General features: G+C 71.9%; 14 protein-coding genes. All 14 read right to left on the bottom strand.

Annotation, left to right across the window (positions count from 1 at the left end; translation table 11 throughout):
• Window positions 1-63: 63 nt before the first annotated feature.
• A complete protein-coding gene (locus C1N71_RS03005; protein ID WP_137755059.1) occupies window positions 64-1,206 on the bottom strand; it encodes a cystathionine gamma-synthase in 1,143 nt (380 codons plus the stop codon).
• The gene (locus tag C1N71_RS03000; protein WP_137755058.1) at window positions 1,203-2,573 is read right to left on the bottom strand and encodes a cystathionine beta-synthase; all 1,371 of its coding nucleotides are present in this window, start codon (window positions 2,571-2,573) and stop codon (window positions 1,203-1,205) included. The genes C1N71_RS03005 and C1N71_RS03000 overlap by 4 nt, the downstream gene beginning before the upstream one ends.
• 115 nt (window positions 2,574-2,688) lie before the next feature.
• The gene (locus C1N71_RS02995) at window positions 2,689-3,783 is read right to left on the bottom strand and encodes a substrate-binding domain-containing protein (RefSeq protein WP_137755057.1); all 1,095 of its coding nucleotides are present in this window, start codon (window positions 3,781-3,783) and stop codon (window positions 2,689-2,691) included.
• Window positions 3,784-3,827: 44 nt separating this feature from the next.
• A complete protein-coding gene (gene mmsB / locus C1N71_RS02990; protein ID WP_175414070.1) occupies window positions 3,828-5,099 on the bottom strand; it encodes a multiple monosaccharide ABC transporter permease in 1,272 nt (423 codons plus the stop codon).
• Window positions 5,096-6,613: a multiple monosaccharide ABC transporter ATP-binding protein gene (gene mmsA / locus C1N71_RS02985; protein WP_175414266.1), complete on the bottom strand. Its 1,518-nt coding sequence runs from the start codon at window positions 6,611-6,613 to the stop codon at window positions 5,096-5,098. The genes mmsB and mmsA overlap by 4 nt, the downstream gene beginning before the upstream one ends.
• 166 nt (window positions 6,614-6,779) lie before the next feature.
• On the bottom strand, window positions 6,780-7,937 hold the full coding sequence (locus tag C1N71_RS02980; RefSeq protein ID WP_254678075.1) for an ROK family transcriptional regulator: 1,158 nt from the start codon (window positions 7,935-7,937) through the stop codon (window positions 6,780-6,782).
• 64 nt (window positions 7,938-8,001) lie between these two features.
• A complete protein-coding gene (locus C1N71_RS02975) occupies window positions 8,002-9,867 on the bottom strand; it encodes an ABC transporter ATP-binding protein (RefSeq protein WP_441297162.1) in 1,866 nt (621 codons plus the stop codon).
• Between the two features lie 267 nt (window positions 9,868-10,134).
• Window positions 10,135-11,580, bottom strand: coding sequence for a cryptochrome/photolyase family protein (locus C1N71_RS02970; protein ID WP_137755054.1), 1,446 nt, complete (start codon window positions 11,578-11,580; stop codon window positions 10,135-10,137).
• A 272-nt stretch (window positions 11,581-11,852) separates the two neighbouring features.
• Complete coding sequence (locus C1N71_RS02965) at window positions 11,853-13,103, bottom strand: kynureninase (RefSeq protein WP_137755053.1); 1,251 nt, start codon at window positions 13,101-13,103, stop codon at window positions 11,853-11,855.
• 34 nt (window positions 13,104-13,137) lie between these two features.
• Window positions 13,138-13,872 (bottom strand): MBL fold metallo-hydrolase, encoded by a 735-nt coding sequence (locus C1N71_RS02960; RefSeq protein WP_137755052.1) that lies wholly within the window; start codon window positions 13,870-13,872, stop codon window positions 13,138-13,140.
• Window positions 13,873-13,961: 89 nt separating this feature from the next.
• Window positions 13,962-14,351, bottom strand: a complete 390-nt coding sequence (rplL, locus tag C1N71_RS02955) for a 50S ribosomal protein L7/L12 (protein WP_137755051.1) — start codon at window positions 14,349-14,351, stop codon at window positions 13,962-13,964.
• A 27-nt stretch (window positions 14,352-14,378) separates the two neighbouring features.
• The gene (gene rplJ / locus C1N71_RS02950; protein ID WP_137755050.1) at window positions 14,379-14,897 is read right to left on the bottom strand and encodes a 50S ribosomal protein L10; all 519 of its coding nucleotides are present in this window, start codon (window positions 14,895-14,897) and stop codon (window positions 14,379-14,381) included.
• 248 nt (window positions 14,898-15,145) lie between these two features.
• The gene (locus C1N71_RS02945; RefSeq protein WP_137755049.1) at window positions 15,146-16,738 is read right to left on the bottom strand and encodes an LPXTG cell wall anchor domain-containing protein; all 1,593 of its coding nucleotides are present in this window, start codon (window positions 16,736-16,738) and stop codon (window positions 15,146-15,148) included.
• A 194-nt stretch (window positions 16,739-16,932) separates the two neighbouring features.
• A complete protein-coding gene (locus C1N71_RS02940) occupies window positions 16,933-18,762 on the bottom strand; it encodes a cell wall-binding repeat-containing protein (protein ID WP_137755048.1) in 1,830 nt (609 codons plus the stop codon).
• Window positions 18,763-18,808: the final 46 nt, after the last annotated feature.

The following is an 18,808-nucleotide window of genomic DNA, read 5'->3' as shown; positions in this document are numbered from 1 at the left end:
TTTCGGCCCCTTCTGACATCAGAAGGGGCCGAAAGCCTCAGAAGGTTCGTGAGCGAGTCCCCGTCACGAGGCGAGGGCGGTGGTGATGTCGGCGATGAGGTCGTCGACGTCCTCGATGCCCACCGAGAGGCGCACGAGGTTCGTCGGCACCGCGAGCTCCGTGCCCTTGACCGACGCGTGCGTCATCTCGGAGGGGTAGCAGATGAGGCTCTCGACGCCGCCGAGCGACTCGGCGAGCTGGAAGAGCTCCGTGCGGCGCACGAGCGCGAGCGCCGCCTCGGCGCCGCCGCGCACCTGGATCGACACCATGCCGGCGAAGCCGGACATCTGCCGCGCCGCGATCTCGTGCCCCGGATGCGTCGGCAGGCCCGGGTAGTGCACCGCCTCGAGCGCGGGATGCCCCACGAGCGCCTCCGCGATCGCCTGCGCGTTCGACGAGTGCCGCTCCATGCGGATCGCGAGCGTCTTCAGCGACCTCGTGGTGAGCCACGCGTCGAACGGCGAGTTCACCGCGCCGACGCCGAACTGCACGAAGCCGACCGCCTCGGCGAGCTCGGCGTCCGCCGTGACGACCGCGCCGCCGACGAGGTCGGAGTGGCCGCCGACGTACTTCGTCGTCGAGTGCACGACGACGTCGGCGCCGAGCGACAGCGGCTGCTGCAGGAACGGCGACGCGAACGTGTTGTCGGCGACGACGACCGCACCGGCGGCGTGCCCGATCTCGGCGAGCGCGGCGAGGTCGGTGATCTTCATGAGCGGGTTCGAGGGCGTCTCGACCCACAGCATGCGCGTCGTCGGCCGCATCGCCGCGCGCACGGCGTCGAGGTCGGCGAAGTCGGCCGTCGAGAGCTCCACGCCCCACGGCACGAACATGCGCGCGACGAGGCGATGCGTGCCGCCGTAGACGTCGTTGGCCATGAGGATGTGGTCGCCGGGGCGCAGCACGGCGCGCAGCAGGGCGTCCTCGGCGGCGAGCCCCGAGCCGAACGCGTACGCGTGCGTGCCGCCCTCGAGCGACGCGAGCTGCTCCTGCAGCTGGTCGCGCGTGGGGTTGCCGCCGCGGGCGTACTCGTAGCCGTCGCGGAAGCCGCCCACGCCGTCCTGCACGAACGTCGACGTGAGGAAGACCGGCGGCACGACGGCGCCGGTGCGCGGGTCGAACGGCTGGCCGTCGTGGATGGCCCTCGTCGAGAACCCGGTCATCATGCCTCCTTCGCGAGGTACGTCAGCAGGTCGGTGCGCGTGACGACGCCGATGGGTCGCGCCTCGTCGAGCACGAGGATCGCGTCGGCCTCGCGCAGCGCGGCGCGCAGATCGTCGGCGCTCTCGCCCGCGCCGATGCGCGGCAGCTGCGGCCCGACGTGGTCGCCGACGGGGTCGCCGAGCCGCGCGGCGCCCGTGAAGACGGCGTCGAGCAGGTGCCGCTCGTCGACGGAGCCCGCGACCTCGCCGAGCACGACGGGCGGCTCGGCGCGCAGCACGGGCAGCTGGCTGACGCCGAACTCGTGCATGATCTCGATCGCGTCGTGCACGGTGTCGGTCGGATGTGCATGCACGAGGGCGGGCGCGTTGCCACCCTTCACCATGAGCACGTCGCGCACGGTCGTGCCCTCGTCGGCGCTCGCGAAGCCGTGCGCGCGCATCCACGCGTCCGAGTAGACCTTCTGCAGGTAGCCGCGGCCGGAGTCGGGCAGCACGACGACGACGACGGCATCGGCGGGCAGCGTGCGCGCGAGGTCGAGGGCGACGACGGTCGCCAGTCCGCTGGAGCCGCCGACGAGCAGCCCCTCCTCGCGGGCGAGCCTGCGGGTCATGGCGAACGACGCTGCGTCGTCGACCGCGACGACGTCGTCGATCACCGACGGGTCGTAGTTGCCCGGCCACATGTCCTCGCCGACGCCCTCGACGAGGTAGGGCCGACCCGTGCCGCCCGAGTAGATGGAGCCGAGCGGATCCGCCGCGACGACGCGCACGGCGCCGTCGGAGACGCGCTTGAGGTACCGGCCCGTGCCCGTGATCGTGCCGCCCGTGCCGGCGGAGGCGACGAGGTGCGTGACGCGGCCGTCGGTGTCGCGCCAGATCTCGGGGCCGGTCGTCGCCTCGTGGGCGGCGGGCGCCGCGGGGTTGAAGAACTGGTTCGGCTGGAACGCGCCGTCGATCTCCTCGGTGAGTCGGTTCGCGACGCCGTAGTACGACTCAGGGCTGTCGGGCGCGACGGCGGTCGGCGTCACGACGACCTCGGCGCCGTACGCGCGCAGGGTCGCCCGCTTGTCCTCCGCGACCTTGTCGGGGCAGACGAAGATGCAGCGGTAGCCGCGCTGCTGCGCGACGAGCGCGAGGCCGACGCCCGTGTTGCCGCTCGTCGGCTCGACGATCGTCCCGCCGGGGCGCAGCAGGCCCCGCTGCTCGGCGTCGTCGATCATCGAGCGCGCGATGCGGTCCTTCACCGACCCGCCGGGGTTCAGGAACTCGACCTTCGCGAGCACCGTGGCTGCGATGCCCTCGGTGACGTGGTTCAGCCGCACGAGCGGCGTGTCCCCGATCGTGTCGAGGATGGTCTCTGCGAAGCGCATCGCTCCCCTTCCGTGACCGATCCACGCTACCGCGCAGCGCGGCGTCGTCTGCGCCGCATGACGACGGCGGGCGACGCTCCCGAGGGAGCGCCGCCCGCCGGCGTGGATGGATGGACTACGGCTGCGTGAGCGGCTCGAGGTCCGGGTTGTCGGCGTACGCCTCCGCAGCGTTCTCCTGCGTGACGATGACCGGCTCCAGCAGGTTCGACGGGACCTCGGTCGCACCGTTGTCCTGCTCACCCGTCGTGGTGACCTCCTCGCCCGCCTGCAGCTGCGAGACCATGTCGATGGTCGCGGCCACGAGCGCGCGGGTGTCCTTGTAGATCGTCGAGTACTGCTCGCCAGCGACGATCGACTCGACCGAGGCGACCTCCGAGTCCTGACCGGTCACGACCGGCACGGGGAAGCCCGCACCCGTGGCCGACGCGATGATCGCGCGAGCGAGGTTGTCGTTCGGCGAGAGCACGCCGTGCAGCTCGACGCCCTGGTAGGACGACGTGATGATCGTGTCCATGCGGTTCTGGGCGTTCTCCGCTGCCCAGTCCTCGGTCGCCGTCTGCTGCACCGTGGTCTGACCCGACACGACGTTGAGCGTGCCGTCGTCGATCGCGGGCTGGAGGACGCTCATCGCGCCGTCGAAGAACACGGCCGAGTTCGAGTCGTCCGACGAGCCGGAGAAGAGCTCGATGTTCCACGGCTCCTGGCCGGGGAAGCGCTCCTCGAGGCCCTGCAGCAGCGACTCCGCCTGCAGCTCGCCCACGTGGAAGTTGTCGAACGCGACGTAGTAGTCGACGAGGTCCGAGTTCTGGATGAGACGGTCGTAGGCGATGACGGTGATGCCGGCCGCGTCGGCAGCCTCGAGCTGCGTCGCGAGCTGGTTCGTGTCGGCAGCGCCGATGACGATGACCTCGGCGCCGCCGTCGATCATCTGCTGGATCTGCTGCTGCTGGTCGCCCACGGCGTTCGACGAGCCGGCGTACTGCACGTCGCCCGTGAAGCCCGCCTCCTCGAGGCCGTTCTCGAACAGGTCGCCCGCGAGCACCCAGTTCTCGGAGGTGCGGTCGGGCAGCGCGACGCCGATGGTCGCGTCCGACGCGAAGCCGGCGGCGTCGCCGTCGCCCTCCGCGGTCGGCTCGGAGCGGCCGCAGCCGGTGAGCGCGACGCTGACGGCGGCGATGCCGGCCAGCGCCACGAGTGCGGACTTCTTCATGGGTTCTCCTTGTGTGTGGGTGTGGGAGTCGTGAGGGACGGTGGTCAGGCGAGCTCGCTCGAGCGGTCACGGCGCAGGCCGCGCAGCAGCAGCGCGATGATCGAGAAGCGGCCCTGCTGCTTGTTGATGACGTCGATCGCGACGGCGACGAGCAGCACGAGGCCCTTGATGACGGGGATCCAGTCGGAGCCGACGCCGATCGCGAAGAGGCCGTTCGTGAGCACCGCCATGACGAGACCACCGATGATGGATCCGGCCACCGTGCCGATGCCGCCGGCGACGGCGGCGCCGCCGATGAAGACGGCCGCGATGGCGTCGAGCTCCCAGCCGCCGCCGTCCGCGGGGCCGGATGCCTGGGCCCGAGCGATCCAGAGCATGCCCGCGACCGAGGCGAGCACGGACATGTTCGCCATGACGAAGAAGTCGACCCAGCGCGAGCGCACGCCCGACAGCTCGGCGGCGCGGCGGTTGCCGCCGACGGCGTAGACGTGCCGACCGAGCGACGTGTTGCGCGTCACGAAGGCGTAGCCGAGGGCGATGAGGGCGAAGAGGATGCCGGCGTTCGGGAAGCTCGTGCCCTCGCGGCCGCTCGCGAACAGCAGTGCGGCGACGATGATGACGACGGCGACGAGCACGAGGCGCGTGATGGCGACCCACATGGGCGGCACGGCGGCGCCGAGTCGCTGTCGACGTGCGCGGCCGCGCAGCTCGAGCATCACGACGGCGACGACGGCGACGAGTCCGAGCAGCAGCGTGAGGTTGTTGTACCCGGTGAACGGCCCGACCTCGGGCAGGTACCCCGCGAGCAGGTTCACGAACTCCCGGTCGACGGGGATGCCGCGCGACTGACCGACGATCTGGTTGAGGCCGCGGAACATGAGCATGCCCGCGAGCGTCACGATGAAGGCCGGCACGCCGATGAAGGCGACCCAGAAGCCCTGCCAGGCGCCGACGAGCACGCCGAGGCCGAGGCCGATGAGGATGGTGAGGTACCAGGGCAGACCCCAGTCGTTCATCGCGATGGCGACCACGACGCCGACGAACGCGGCCACGGAGCCCACGCTGAGGTCGATGTGCCCGGCGATGATCACCATGACCATGCCCACGGCGAGGATGAGGATGTACGACTGCGACTGGATGATGTTGATGAGGTTGTTCGACGAGAGCGTCGTCCCCTCGGTCACGATCTGGAACGCGACGACGATCACCACGAGCGCGCCGAGGATGCCGAACTCCTTGAGCGACCCCTTCTTCCCGAAGAGCATCGAGAGGTCGGAGGCGCGGAAGCGCTGCTGCTCCTGCACACCGTCGGTCATGCTGCGTCACCCTTCGTCGGCGCCATCCGGCGCATGAGCGTCTCCTGGTCGGCGTCGGCAGCACGGATCTCGCCCGTGATGCGACCCTCGAAGATCGTGTAGATGCGGTCAGCGAGGCCGAGCAGCTCGGGCAGCTCGCTGGAGATGAGGATCACGCCCTTGCCCGCATCCGCGAGCTCGCGCACGATCTGGTAGATCTCGGTCTTGGCCCCGACGTCGATGCCGCGCGTGGGCTCGTCGAGGATGAGCAGGTCGGGGTCGGTGAACATCCACTTCGACAGCACGACCTTCTGCTGGTTGCCGCCGGAGAGCGTGTCGACGCCCATCTCGACCGACGGCGCCTTGATGCGGAGCTGCTGTCGGTACTCCTCGGCGATGCGCGACTCGGCGAGCGCGTCCACGACGCCGCCGCGCGAGATCTTGCCGAGCTTCGCGGACACGATGGACCGCTTGATGGAGTCGAGCAGGTTGAGGCCGAGCGCCTTCCGATCCTCGCTGACGTAGGCGAGGCCGTGCGCGATCGCCTCCGGCACCGAGCGGACCTGGATCTCTTGGCCGTCCTTGAGGATCTGCCCGCCGAGCCACGTGCCGTACTGCCTGCCGAAGATGCTCATCGCGAGCTCGGTGCGGCCCGCCCCCATGAGTCCCGCGAATCCGACGACCTCGCCGCGGCGCACGGTGAACGACGACTGCTTCGCGACGAGGCGCTCGGCGGTGAGCGGGTGCTGCACCGTCCAGTCGCGCACCTCGAAGAAGACCTCGCCCGCGTGCCCGGCGCGGTCGGGGAAGCGATTGCCGAGCGTGCGCCCGACCATGCCGCGGATGATGCGGTCCTCGTCGACGTCGCCGTCGGCGATGTCGAGGGTCTCGATGACCTTGCCGTCGCGGATGATCGTGATGGCGTCGGAGATCGCCTCGATCTCGTTGAGCTTGTGGCTGATCATGATCGACGTGACGCCCTTGGAGCGCAGGCCGACGAGCAGGTCGAGCAGGTGGCGCGAGTCGCCCTCGTTGAGCGCGGCGGTCGGCTCGTCGAGGATGAGCAGCCGCACGTCCTTCTCGAGCGCCTTCGCGATCTCGACGAGCTGCTGCTTGCCGACGCCGATGTTCTTGATCTGCGTGTCGGGATCCTCCTCGAGCCCGACGCGGGCGAGCAGCTCGATCGTGCGCATGCGCACCGTGTCCCAGTCGATGCCGACGCCCTTGCGCGGCTCGTTGCCGAGGAAGATGTTCTCCGCGATCGAGAGCTCGGGGATGAGCGCGAGCTCCTGGTGGATGATCACGATGCCCGCGCGCTCGGAGTCGTTGATGCGGCCGAAGGCCACGGGCTCGCCCTGGTAGACGATCTCGCCGTCGAAGGAGCCGTGCGGGTAGACGCCCGAGAGCACCTTCATGAGCGTGGACTTGCCCGCGCCGTTCTCGCCGCAGATCGCGTGGATGGTGCCGGCGCGGACCTCGAGGCTGACGTCGTCGAGCGCGCGGACGCCGGGGAACTCCTTGGTGATGTGGCGCATCGACAGGATCACCGGCTTCGCCTGGGCCACGCTCGCTCCTCGCTGGTCCAGCACCGTCGGCGGACCTCGGCTCACGATACGAGCGCCGTCGGCTTGTCGTCAAGTCGTGAACGCAGTGGACGCCAACCTTGTCGCTGCTTGAACGCAACGATTCGGTCACGACGCCCTATGCGAGGGCCGGGATGCGCACGGCGTCGCGCGCGATCGCGAGCGCGCCGAGCACCTCCGCCCGCTCCCCCAGCGACGTCGCCACGACCTCCGTCGACGAGGCGAGCGCATGGATCGCGAAGCGCCGGAAGCCGTCGCGCACGGGCTCGAGCAGCAGCTCGCCGACCTCCGACAGCGGGCCGCCGACGACGACGACCGCGGGCGCGAGCAGGTTCGCCGCGTTCGCGACGGCGCGGCCGATCGCGACGCCCGCATCCTCGATCACGCGACGCGTGACGGGATCGCCGGCGAGCGCGGACGAGACGATGTCGGCGGTCGAGACCGGGCGTCGGAGGGCAGCGGAGAGCTCCTGCGTCATGACGCGCACGGAGGCGAGCGTCTCGAGGCAGCCGCGATTGCCGCACACGCACAGCGGCCCCTGCGGGTCGACCTGCACGTGCCCGAGCTCGCCGGCGATGCCGATGGCGCCGCGGTGCAGGCGTCCGCCGAGCACGAGGCCCGTGCCGATGCCCGTGCCGACCTTGACGAACATGAGCTCGTCGACGCCGCGATGCGCACCGACGGTGCGCTCGGCCGTCGCGCCGAGGTCGGCGTCGTTCCCCACCTCGACGGGCATGCCGAAGGCCTCCGAGATCGCGTCGCGCGAGACGCCCACCCACTCGGGCAGGATCGTGTGGCCCGCGATGGTGCCCGTGCGCAGGTCGAAGGGCCCGGGCACGCCGACGCACATCGCGGCGACGTCGCGCAGGCCGCAGCCGTCGAGCATCTCGGCGAGCGCGTGCGCGGCGACCGCGAGGCTCTCGGAGGCGTGGTGCCCGGCGGGCAGCTCGACGTGCTGCTCGGCGATGGGCTGCAGGTCGGTGCGCGCGACGGCGATGCGTACGTGGCGCCTGCCGAAGTCGACGCCGACGACGACGGGGCCGGCGCCCGCCTCGATCGTCACGAGCGTGGCGCGCCTGCCCTGATGGATCGTGGGGCTCGTGGTGACGGCGCCGCGCTCGCGCAGGTCGCGCACGATGTTCGAGACCGTCGCGTTCGCCAGGCCCGTGCGCTCGGCGAGCTCGGACTGCGTCGCAGGGCCGTCGCGCAGCACCTCGGCGACGCGCGCCTCGTTCGCTGCACGCAGCGCACCTTGGGACCCCGGGCGTCGCTGCATGTGCTCATCGTCGCGGGACGGCACCATTGTTGTCAACTAGTGAACACAAGAGCGGGCTGCGACGTCATGCGATGGCACGTTGCTCGGAGTGCAGCAGCGCGTACGCGCCGCCCGCCGCGAGCAGCTCGTCGTGCGTGCCGCGCTCGACGATGCGCCCGTGGTCGAGCACGACGATGACGTCGGCGTCCCGGATCGTCGAGAGGCGGTGCGCGATCGCCACGACCGTGCGTCCGCGGGATGCCGCGTCGAGCGCCTGCTGCACGATGCGCTCGGAGACGGTGTCGAGCGCGCTCGTCGCCTCGTCGAGGATGAGCACGGCGGGATCCTTGAGCAGCACGCGTGCGATGGCGATGCGCTGCTGCTCGCCGCCGGAGAGCCGGTAGCCCCGCTCCCCCACCACGGTGTTGAAGCCCAGCGGGAAGGAGTGGATGGTGTCGAGGATGTTCGCGCCGCGCGCGGCCTCCTCGAGCTCCGCATCCGTCGCGTCGGGCTTCGCGTACCGCAGGTTCTCGGCGATCGTCGCGTGGAAGAGGTACGCGTCCTGGCTCACGATGCCGATCGCGTCGACGAGCGAGGCCTGGTCGAGGTCGCGCACGTCGACGCCCGCGAAGCGCACGGTGCCGCTCGTCGCCTCGTAGAGGCGCGGCACGAGGTACCCGATCGTCGTCTTGCCCGCGCCGGATGCGCCGACGAACGCGACGAACGTGCCCGGCTCGACCTCGAACGACACGTGGTCGAGCGTCGGCGGCTCCGACGACTGCGCGTCGGGGTAGCGGAAGACGACGTCCTCGAAGGCGATCGCGCCGAGCCGATCGGCGGGGGCGGGCACGGCATCCGGCCGGTCCACGATCTGCGGTCGCAGGTCGAGGTACTCGAAGATGCGGGCGAAGAGCGCGCCGGAGGTCTGCAGGTCGAGCGCGACGCGCAGCAGGCCCATGAGGGGCATGAGCAGCCTGGCCTGCACCGTCGTGAAGGCCACGAGGGTGCCCGCCGTGACGTCCTGCGCGCCACCCGTGATGAGGAAGGCCGCGATGACGTAGACGACGGCGGGCAGCACCGACACGAAGATCGACACGACGGCGAAGAACGTCTGCCCCGTCATCTGCTGCCGCACCTGCAGGTCGATCTGGCGCTCGTTCTCGTCGGCGTAGCGCCGCGACTCGTCGCCCTGCCGCCCGAACGCCTTCGCGAGGAGGATGCCGGAGACCGACAGCGACTCCTGCGTGATCGCCGTCATCTCCGACAGCGACTCCTGCGTGCGCGTCGCGATGCGCGCGCGGATCTGGCCGACGCGGCGCTGCGCGATCACGAGGATGGGCGTCAGCAGCACCGCGACGATCGTGAGCTGCCACGACAGGATGAGCATCGTCACGAGGCTCGAGATGACGGTGACGGTGTTGCCGACGATCGACGAGACGGTGTTCTGCAGCACGGTCGCGACGCCGCCGACGTCGTTCTGCAGCCGCGACTGGATGACGCCCGTCTTCGTGCGGGTGAAGAACGCGAGCTCCATGCGCTGCAGATGGTCGAAGAGCCGCGTGCGCAGCGCGCCCATGACGCGGTTGCCGACGCGGGCGGTGAGGTACGTCTGCCAGATGCCGAGGAGGCTCGAGAGCACCCACAGCCCGACCATCGTGCCCACGAGCATCCAGAGCAGCGGCATGTCCACGCCGCCCGAGGCGGGGAAGAGCGCGCGGTCGAACACCTGCTGGGTGAGCAGCGGCGGGAAGACGCCGATCGCCGCGACGACGAGCACGAGCACGATCGTGAGCGCGATCTGCGCACGGTGCGGTCGGAACAGCTCGAGGATGCGGCCCATGAGGTTCGGGATGCGCGGCGCGTCGGCGTTGGCCGCGCGCTGCGCCGACTCGTCGCGACCCGACACGCGCATCCCGCCGCGCGGACCGCCGCCGCCCATCCCCATGGTCATGGGCCAACGCTACGCCCGGGCGGCGACGCCGCCGTGCCGCGTCCGCCGCAGGCGCAGCGCCCGACCGCGATCCCGCACCTGTCCTTCGCCTACGCTGGTCGTGGTGGGGCCGAGCGTCGCCGCGGCCGGGGACGCCGAGCCCTGACGCCGGCATCGGCGGCCCGCGGCCTCGTGCTCGGACCCGATCCGGGTGCGATGTGCGCGGATCCGGGGCCTCGTGGCGCGCAGCGTCAGGAGGGGCTGGATGCGCGCACCGTCCACCGGCGATCAGCCGCGCGCGGCCCGGCGCTGCCGCATCTGCGCGAGCGGTCTCGACAGCCTGTGGTTGCCGGCGAGCGCATCCTCGTGCCGCTCGAGGAAGGTCCAGTACGCGTCGGTGAAGGCCGACTCGCGCGCCGCCGTGTCGGACGACCACCACCGCCCCATGCGCTGCAGGTACGCGCCGCCCGACACGTACGGCTTCGTGCCGACGAGGCCGCCGTCGGCGAACTGGCTCATGCCCATGACGTTCGGCACCATGACCCACGGGTACGCGTCGACGAAGAGCGAGAGGAACCAGCGGTTGACCGCCGACGGCGCGTAGCCCTGCATGAGCATCCAGCTGCCGAGCACCATGAGCCGCTCGATGTGGTGCGCGTACGCCAGCGCATGCACGCGCTGCAGCACGACCCGCACGGGCTCGGGCAGCGTGAGCGGCACGTCGTCGAGCGTGTACCACCAATCCTCGAGCTCGCGGTTGAGCTCGAGCGCGTTCGCGTGCTCGAGCTCGGGATGCGCCCGGTACATGCCGCGCATGTGCTCGCGCCAGCCGACGATCTGCCGCACGAATCCCTCGAGCGACGCGAGCGGCACGTCGCCGCCGCGCTCGACGACCGCGTCGACGACCTCCTGCGGGTGCAGCAGGCCGACGTTCAGCATGGGCGTCAGCACCGAGTGCAGCAGCACGGGCTCGTCGCGGTGCATCGCATCCTCGTAGCGGCCGAAGTCGTGCAGGCGCTCGTCGACGAAGCGCTGCAGCCAGTGCAACGCGCTGCGCCGCGTGACCGGCAGCCACAGGTCGCGTGCGTCGCCCGGGTGGTTCGGGAACCGCTCGCGCACCTCGTCGATCGTCGCGCGCGTGAGGTCGTCGTGGCGCGGCTCGGGCAGCGGCGGGATCGCGATGCCGCCCTTCGGCAGCGGCTCGCGGTTGTCGTGGTCGTAGTTCCACTGCCCGCCCGCGGGGGTGTCGCCGTGCATGAGGATGCCGGTGCGGCGACGCTGCCAGCGGTAGAAGTCCTCCATGCGGGCGTGCTCGTGCTCGGCGTACCAGGCGTCGAGCTCGTCCTCCGGCGTGAGGAACGCCGCGTCGGCCACCGTCTCGTGCGCGATGCCGAGCCGCTCGCACGTCCGGCGGATGCGGTCGTCGGTGCCGCGATCGGCGGCGCGCATCCAGACGAGCTCGGTGACGCCGTGGCGCTCGACGAGGGCGGCGATGCCGTCGGCGAACGAGAGCCCCTCGTCGAGCGCGACGGTCTCGACGCGGACGCCGCGCGCCTCGAGGTCGCGCACGTGGTGCCGCATGGCGGCGAGCAGGAAGGCGATCTTGATCTGGTGGTACGGCAGCCGCTCGAAGAGCGCCGCCGACTCGACCATGAGCACGAGGTCCGTCGCCGGGTCGTCGACGAGCGGATGCCGCGGCAGCAGCTGCGCGCCGAGCACGAGCGCCGCCCTCATCGACCCGACCCTGTCCCGCGCATCCGCATGCTCCGATCCTGGCAAGCCGCGTCGGGTGCCGCAGCGGCTTGCGCGTCGCCCGGATCCGCATCCCGCGATGCCAGCCGCGCATCCCTTCGGCGTCGAAGGACGCTCGCCTCCCCGATCGGCCGCGTCCGGCGCCGATCGCCCACGTCCTGCGCCGATCGGTCGCGTTCCGTAGGCGTGCACCCGTCGAGTGGTCCAGAGCTGGACCTCTCGGCACCCGGAGCGCGACTCCCGACGCCGATCCCTCACGTCACGCGGCCGCGCTCCGTCGGGTACGCGAGGTGCCGGCCCTCGGCGACGATCGCGCGCAGCCGGTCGAGGCCGACCCAGACGTCCTCGAACGACGTCGTGAGCGCCGCGAGACCGATGCGCAGCCGATCGGGCGTGCGGAAGTCCGGCACCACGCCCGCGTCGATCCACGCCTGGCACGCCCGCCACGCCTCGGGATGCTCGAGCACGACGTGCGAGCCGCGCATCGCCGCGTCGCGCGGGCTCGCGACACGGAACCCCAGCGGCGCGAGCCACGCGTCGGCGAGCGCGATCGTCCAGTCCCCGAGCGCGGCGCCCTTCGCGCGCACGGCCGGCAGCCCCGCGGCCTCGATGGTCCGAACGCCCTCGCGCACGGCGGCGATGCCGCGCACGTCGGGCGTCCCGGCAGCGATGCGGTCGATGCCCGCGACGGGGTCGTAGTCGGGCGCCATCGCGAACTGGTCGGCCTGCGAGAACCAGCCCTGGATCGGCGAGCGCACCTCGGGCAGCAGGTCGGCCCGCACGTACGAGAAGGCGGGTGCGCCCGGCCCCGCGTTGAGGTGCTTGTACGTGCAGCCGACGGCGAGGTCGGCGCCGGACGCGGCGAGCGGCACCTCGACGGAGCCTGCGGAGTGGCACAGGTCCCACAGCGTCAGCGCGCCGACCTCGTGCGCCATCGAGGTCAGCCCGGCGAGGTCGAGCAGGGCGCCCGAGCGGTAGTGCACGTGGGTGAGGCACACGAGCGCCACCGACTCGTCCAGCAGCGGCGCGAGATGCTCTGCCCGGACGCCGTCGTCGATCGGCGCGGGGATGCGCGTCACCTCGAGCCCCTGGTCGCGCGCGACGCCGTCCAGCACGTACAGGTCGGTCGGGAAGGCATCCGCCTCGACGAGGATGCGCGTGCGGCCGGGCCGCATCCGCACGGCAGCCACGGCGAGGCGGTACAGGCTCACGGTCGTCGAGTCGCCGACGTGCACCTGCCCCGGCTCGACGCCGAGCACGACGCGCCCCAGCAGATCCGCCGTCTCCCGCGCGTCCTCGAGCCACCGCGGCCACGAGCCGATGAGCCCCGCGCCCCACTGCCGCTCGACGACGTCGGCGATCGCAGGCACCGTCGCGCGCGGCAGCCGCCCGAGGGAGTTGCCGTCGAGGTAGATGCGGTCGTCGGCGTGCACGAAGCGGTCGCGGTGCGAGGCGAGCGGGTCGGCGGCGTCGCGGGCGCGCGCGTGCGCGAGCGTGAGGTCCATGCGTCGATCCTGCCCTGCGCGACGCGCAGGCGCGTCAGCCGGGCAGCTGCTCGAGGTCGAGTCCCTCGGGCGCCTGCCCCTCGCCGCGAAGGTGCGCGAGCCCAGCGGCGAGCACGTCGCGCTGCTCGGCGACGAACGACGGCGTCGTCGCCGCACCGTGCCCGGGGATCACGATCGGCTGCAGGTCGGGCCCGATCCGATCGAGGGCGGCGACCCAGCCGGCGAGGTCGGCGTCGTGCAGCTGCGGTGCATCGCCGACCTCGACGAGGTCGCCGAGCACGCTCACGCCCACCGCAGGCACGTGCAGCACGAGGTCGCCGACCGTGTGCGCATGGCCGACCGGGTCGAGCCGGACGTCGAGCGCGCCGACGCGCAGCGTGGTGCGCTCGGCGACCGGATGCGTCGGCAGCGGGGGCACGAGCGTGCGCAGCCCGTCCGGCACCGCGCCCTCGAGGTGCGCGACCACCGCGTCGCGCTGCAGCGTCCCCGTGTCGCGCAGGTCGTCGATCGTCGCCGGATGCGCGTGGCCGGGCACGTCGGCGAACGCGTCGAGCCCGAATGCGTGGTCCCAATGCGAATGGGTGACGACGACCGCCACGACGCGCCCGTGCCGCTCGGCGAGCGCGCGCAGCTGCGCGCCGCGCGTCGGCGTCGCGCCGACGTCGACGACGAGCACCTCGCCGCCGTCGACCACGAGCACCGCGTTCATCGCCGCCTCCGGCAGCGTCACGACGAGCACCCCGGGCGCGACGTCGGTCTCGGCGAGCATGCCCCGAGCATCCCACGCGTCCGTCCGCGCCGAGCACGCACGAAGCCCCGCACCACGGATGGTGCGGGGCTTCGCGATGGAGCGGGTGACTACTTGAGGGTCACCGTCGCGCCGGCCTCCTCGAGGTCGGCCTTGGCCTTCTCGGCGTCCTCCTTCTTCGCGCCCTCGAGCACGTTGGAGGGGGCACCGTCGACGAGCGCCTTGGCCTCGCCGAGGCCGAGCGACGTGAGCGAGCGCACGACCTTGATGACCTGGATCTTGGCCGAGCCGGCGGACTCGAGGACGACGTCGAACTCGTCCTTCTCCTCCTCGGCGGGGGCGTCGCCCGCGCCACCGGCGGCGGGCGCAGCGGCCACGGCCATGGGGGCGGCGGCGGTGACCTCGAAGGTCTCCTCGAACGCCTTGACGAACTCGCTCAGCTCGATGAGCGTGAGGCCCTTGAACTGCTCGAGCAGCTCCTCGGTGGACAGCTTTGCCATCTCTTCTCCTGTGATTCAGCCACAGCCCTACTCGGCTGCGGACTCCTGCTTGGCCCGGAGCGCGTCGACGGTGCGAGCCGCCTGCGCGAGGGGCGCCTGGAACATGTACGCCGCACCGAACAGCGAGGCCTTGAAGGCACCGGCCAGCTTCGCCAGCAGCACCTCCCGCGACTCGAGCTCGGCGAGCTTGGTGACGTCCTCCGCGGTGAGCGGGCTACCGTCGAAGTAGCCGTTCTTCACCACGAGCTGAGGGTTCGCCTTGGCGAAGTCACGCAGCGACTTCGCGACGGCGACGGGGTCGCCGTGCACGAAGGCGATCGCCGACGGCCCCTGGAGGCTGTCGTCGAACGCCGAGATGCCGGCCTTGTTGGCGGCGATCTTCGTGAGCGTGTTCTTCACCACGGCGTAGGTTGCGTGCTCGGCGATCGATCGACGCAGCGTCTTCAGCTGCGCGACCGTGAGCCCGCGATACTCGGTGAGCAGGACAGCCTCCGAGGTCTCGAACAGGTTCGAGAGCTCGGCGACCGCAGTCTCCTTGTTCGCCATGGTGCTCCTTGATCGGATGCTGGTCCGACGGAGAAAACGAAAGGAGCTCCGGCGCATGCGCACGGAGCTCGTCCCACTGCGGGGAGTTCACACCTGCGCGGGCCGGGATCCTCTCGGATCCACCTTCGTCGTCGAGCGCTCGCGCGCACGCCGATGACCAGCGGTCTTGGGTATGCGCCCAGACTAGACGGACGGGGCCGGTCGCCGCAACTCGTGCGGCGACCGGCCCCGTGCCGGCGATGGATGCGTCAGCTGCGCGCGGTCGCGCGTCGGACCGTGACGGCACCCGTGGCGACGAGCAGCAGCGCCGCGATGGCGAGCAGCCAGCCCGGTGCGCCACCCGTCTGGGGCAGCGTGCCGCCTGAGGCCGGCGGCGTCGAGGGCGCAGGTGCGCTCGGCGACGGCGCGACGACCGGTGCGTAGGTCACCTCGTTGTCGACCGAGGTCGACGCCGTGTTCCCGACGAGCGCCTGGTTCACGACGGCGCCGGCCGGGATCGACACCGTGATGGTGCCGGCCTGCGCGGCGTCGGTCACGAGCACGCGGTACGCGGTGTTCGGCGCGTCGCCGGGCAGCGACTCGATGGAGACGGTCGTGGATCCGGCAGTCCCGCCGAGCACGACGTCGGCGGGCTCCAGGGCGTCGATGGGCTCGGAGAAGACGACGTCGAAGGCGACGGGCAGCGTCGCGGTCGGGTCGGCCTGGCCCGCGGCCTGCTCGACGGTCACGCTCGGGCCGGCGGGCGCGAACGCGACCGAGGCCGTGTTCGACGCGGCGTTCGGGATCCGCGCGGCGCCCCCCTCGCCGAACGGGGCGACGAAGAGCGCCGCGAACTCGGGCACCCGGAGCTCGACCGTGCCGGGGTTCGCCGGGGTCACCGTCACGCGGTAGGTGTCGCCCTCGCCCGAGAACTCGACGAGCGAGGCCTCGGCAGTGCCGGAGACCACGAGGTCCTCGACCGTGAGACCCTCCACGGCGTCGCCGAAGACCACGTCGAAGGCCACCGGGCTCGTCGACGTCGTCGACTCGGCGGCGGTCACCGTCACCGGCACGCCGGTGAAGACGTCGAAGTAGGTGGACGGGAGCGTCGTGAGCCCGCCGTCGGTCACGGCCGCACCCTCCTCGACGGCGACGAAGTAGCGCTCGTACTCGTCGCTCGGGCCGAGCTCCACGACGTAGCTCGCGCCGGACCCGGTGAGGGTGACGTCCGGCGTCGGACCGAAGTCCGTCTCGACGTCGAGGTCGTCGACGTCGAAGCCCGTCACGGGGGCGCTGAACGTCACTGCGATGCGCGCCGGCGTGCCGGGCGCGACGACGCGGGGCTGCCCGTCCGGGAGCCCGAGCGTCACGGTCGGGAGGAGTCCGGAGACGGTCGTCGTGTACGAGAAGACGACGCCCTCCGCCGGCAGCTGCGAGTACTGCGTCGTGACGAGGGTGTACTGCTGGCCGGCGACGAGCTGCCGATTGATGCGCGGCAGCACGCCCGCGCCGCCGTCGTCGTCGTAGTCGATGCAGTTCGACGTCGGAGCAGCCGGGTCGAAGGCGCCCTCGTAGAGGTAGAAGTAGCCGTCGCCGTCGCCAGCGGTCATCTCGATCGCGTAGCCGCCCGTCTCGGGCACCGTGAAGGGCTGCGCGTCGTAGTTCTGGCTGCCGACGAAGCCGACATCCGGGAGCGTGCAGCCGTCGGGCCGCTCCCAGGTCGGGTCGTCGATCTGCAGCGTGCCCGAGAAGGTCTGCGTGGAGTCGGCCGTCGCGGCGGACGCGCCGAGGCCGACGACGCCCGCGGTCGCGAGGAGGGTGACGAGGCCGGCGGAGATCGCACGGCGCAGGGGACGGGGCATGGCATCGCCTCTGGGTCGGATGGCGCGCACGGCATCGCCGGTACGCGGTGCCGACGGCATCGGCCTAGGTGGAGCATAGGGGTCTGCTCAGGGCTGAGCAACACTCACGTCTCTCGCGTCGATCGCGCCGGTGCGAAGGAGGGGTGCGACCCCCGTCCGGGTGGCGCTCGCACCCCTCCTGCCCGGCGGTTCGCTCAGCCGCAGGACGCGTACGCGGCGACCGCCGGCGACACCGCGGCAGTGCCGCCCAGGATGGTCACCGCCGGGCTGCCGACGCGGCGGATGTCGTCGATGACCGCCTGCGGCATGCAGCCCGACTGCGTCAGGTACATCGGCGCGCCCTGCGCACCGGCGATCGCAGCCCCGGCGAGGGCGTCCGGGAACGCCAGTCCGGACGCGACGTACGCGCGCTCGACCGCATCGAACGCCCGGTTCACCTGCACGGCGGTCTCGAAGCGCGTCGGGCCCGACAGCCGATCGACGGATGCGCCCGTGTCCTCGATCGACTCCGCCATCGCTGGCGACACCGATGCCGTGCCGCCGACGACGCGGACCGCGTCGACGCCCAGGGAGCCCAGCGCACCCGTGGTCGCCGCAGGCAGCGAGTCGCCGTAGACGAGCAGGATGGGAGCCCCGAAGGCGCCTGCGGCCGCGCCACCCGCGAGGGCATCCGGGAAGTTCGCGCCGGAGGCGACGTAGGCGAGGTCGGCGGTGCCGAAGACGGTCTGCGCGACGAGGGCGCTCGTCGCATACCGGTCGGGTCCCGACAGACGCTCGACCGAGATCGGGTCGGCATCCTGACCCGCGCCGATGGCCTCGACCGCCGCTGCGACGCCGTCGCCGACCGCAGCCCTTCCGCCGACGATCACGACACGGCTCGGGGCGAGACGCTCGAGCTCGGCCGCGACCTCGCCGGGCAGCGAGTCGCGCATGGTGAGCAGCACCGGGGCGCCCTCGTGCGCGGCGGCCGGACCGGCCGACAGCGCGTCGGGGAAGGACTCCCCCGAGACGAGGTAGACCGTGCCGGCACCCTCCGGGAAGGCATCCTGCACGATCGCGACCGCCGTCGCGAAGCGGTTCGCGCCCGACAGCCGCGTCGGCGTCTGGAGCGCAGGCTCCTCGGGCTCGTCGACGACGGTGCCCGCCCAGTCCCACGCGACGGCCGTGAAGGCGACGCTCGCGTTCGACCCGTCGCGCTGCGCCTGCAGCACCTGCACGGGCTGCTCCGAGGTGTCGCCCGCGCACGGGTGGATGCGCGGTTGGGCGTCGCGCACGAAGAGCACCTCCTCGCCGTCGGGCGAGAAGACGGCGGAGTGGTCGGTGGCGGACTGGGCGAACGGGGCGGCGCCCGTGCCGTCGACGTCGACGATCGACGATGGCTGGGGCGCACCGCAAGCGGACACGGTCGAGTACTGCACGGTGCCGTCGTAGGAGACGGTCTCCGGCGTGACCCATTCGGATCCGACCGCGGGGACGACGACGCGCACGGCGCCCGTGGCGACGTCGACGGCGTCGAGCGATCGTGCGATGCCCTGGCCGCCGTTGACCGCGGCGACGATCTCGCCGCCGTCGGGCGTGAAGCCGGTCGGGTAGCGCACGGCGTCGAAGCCGAGGCCGGGCAGCGGCGTCCGCGTGCCCGTCGCGATCGACTCCGTCCACGCACCGCCACCGCCCGCCATCAGCAGCTGCGAGCCATCGGGCGAGATGTCGACGAGGTACCCGCCGGTCGTCCAGTCGGCCTCACGATCGAGCGCGATCTCGCCCGACTCGACGTCGACGACGACCGTGCGATAGTCGCCCCCGGAGCGGAAGTCGAGGGTCTGGAAGGCCAGTCGGCCGCCGTCGGCGGACAGCGCGAGATCCATGAGGTGCTCGCCGGCGCCACCCGCATGGTCGTAGGTGATCAGCGTGTCGCTCGCCCCCGCCGTCTCCACGGTGATCGCGCCACCCGATCCGTAAGCGATGACGCCCCCGTCCACGACCTCCGCGGATGCGACCGTGGGCGCCGACAGTCCCGCCAGCACGATCGCTCCGACTCCGACGACTCCCCAGGCAGCGCGCACGCGGTTC

Source organism: Agrococcus sp. SGAir0287 (genome assembly GCF_005484985.1).
GTDB lineage: Bacteria > Actinomycetota > Actinomycetes > Actinomycetales > Microbacteriaceae > Agrococcus.
This window is presented reverse-complemented; position numbering and strand designations above follow the sequence as displayed.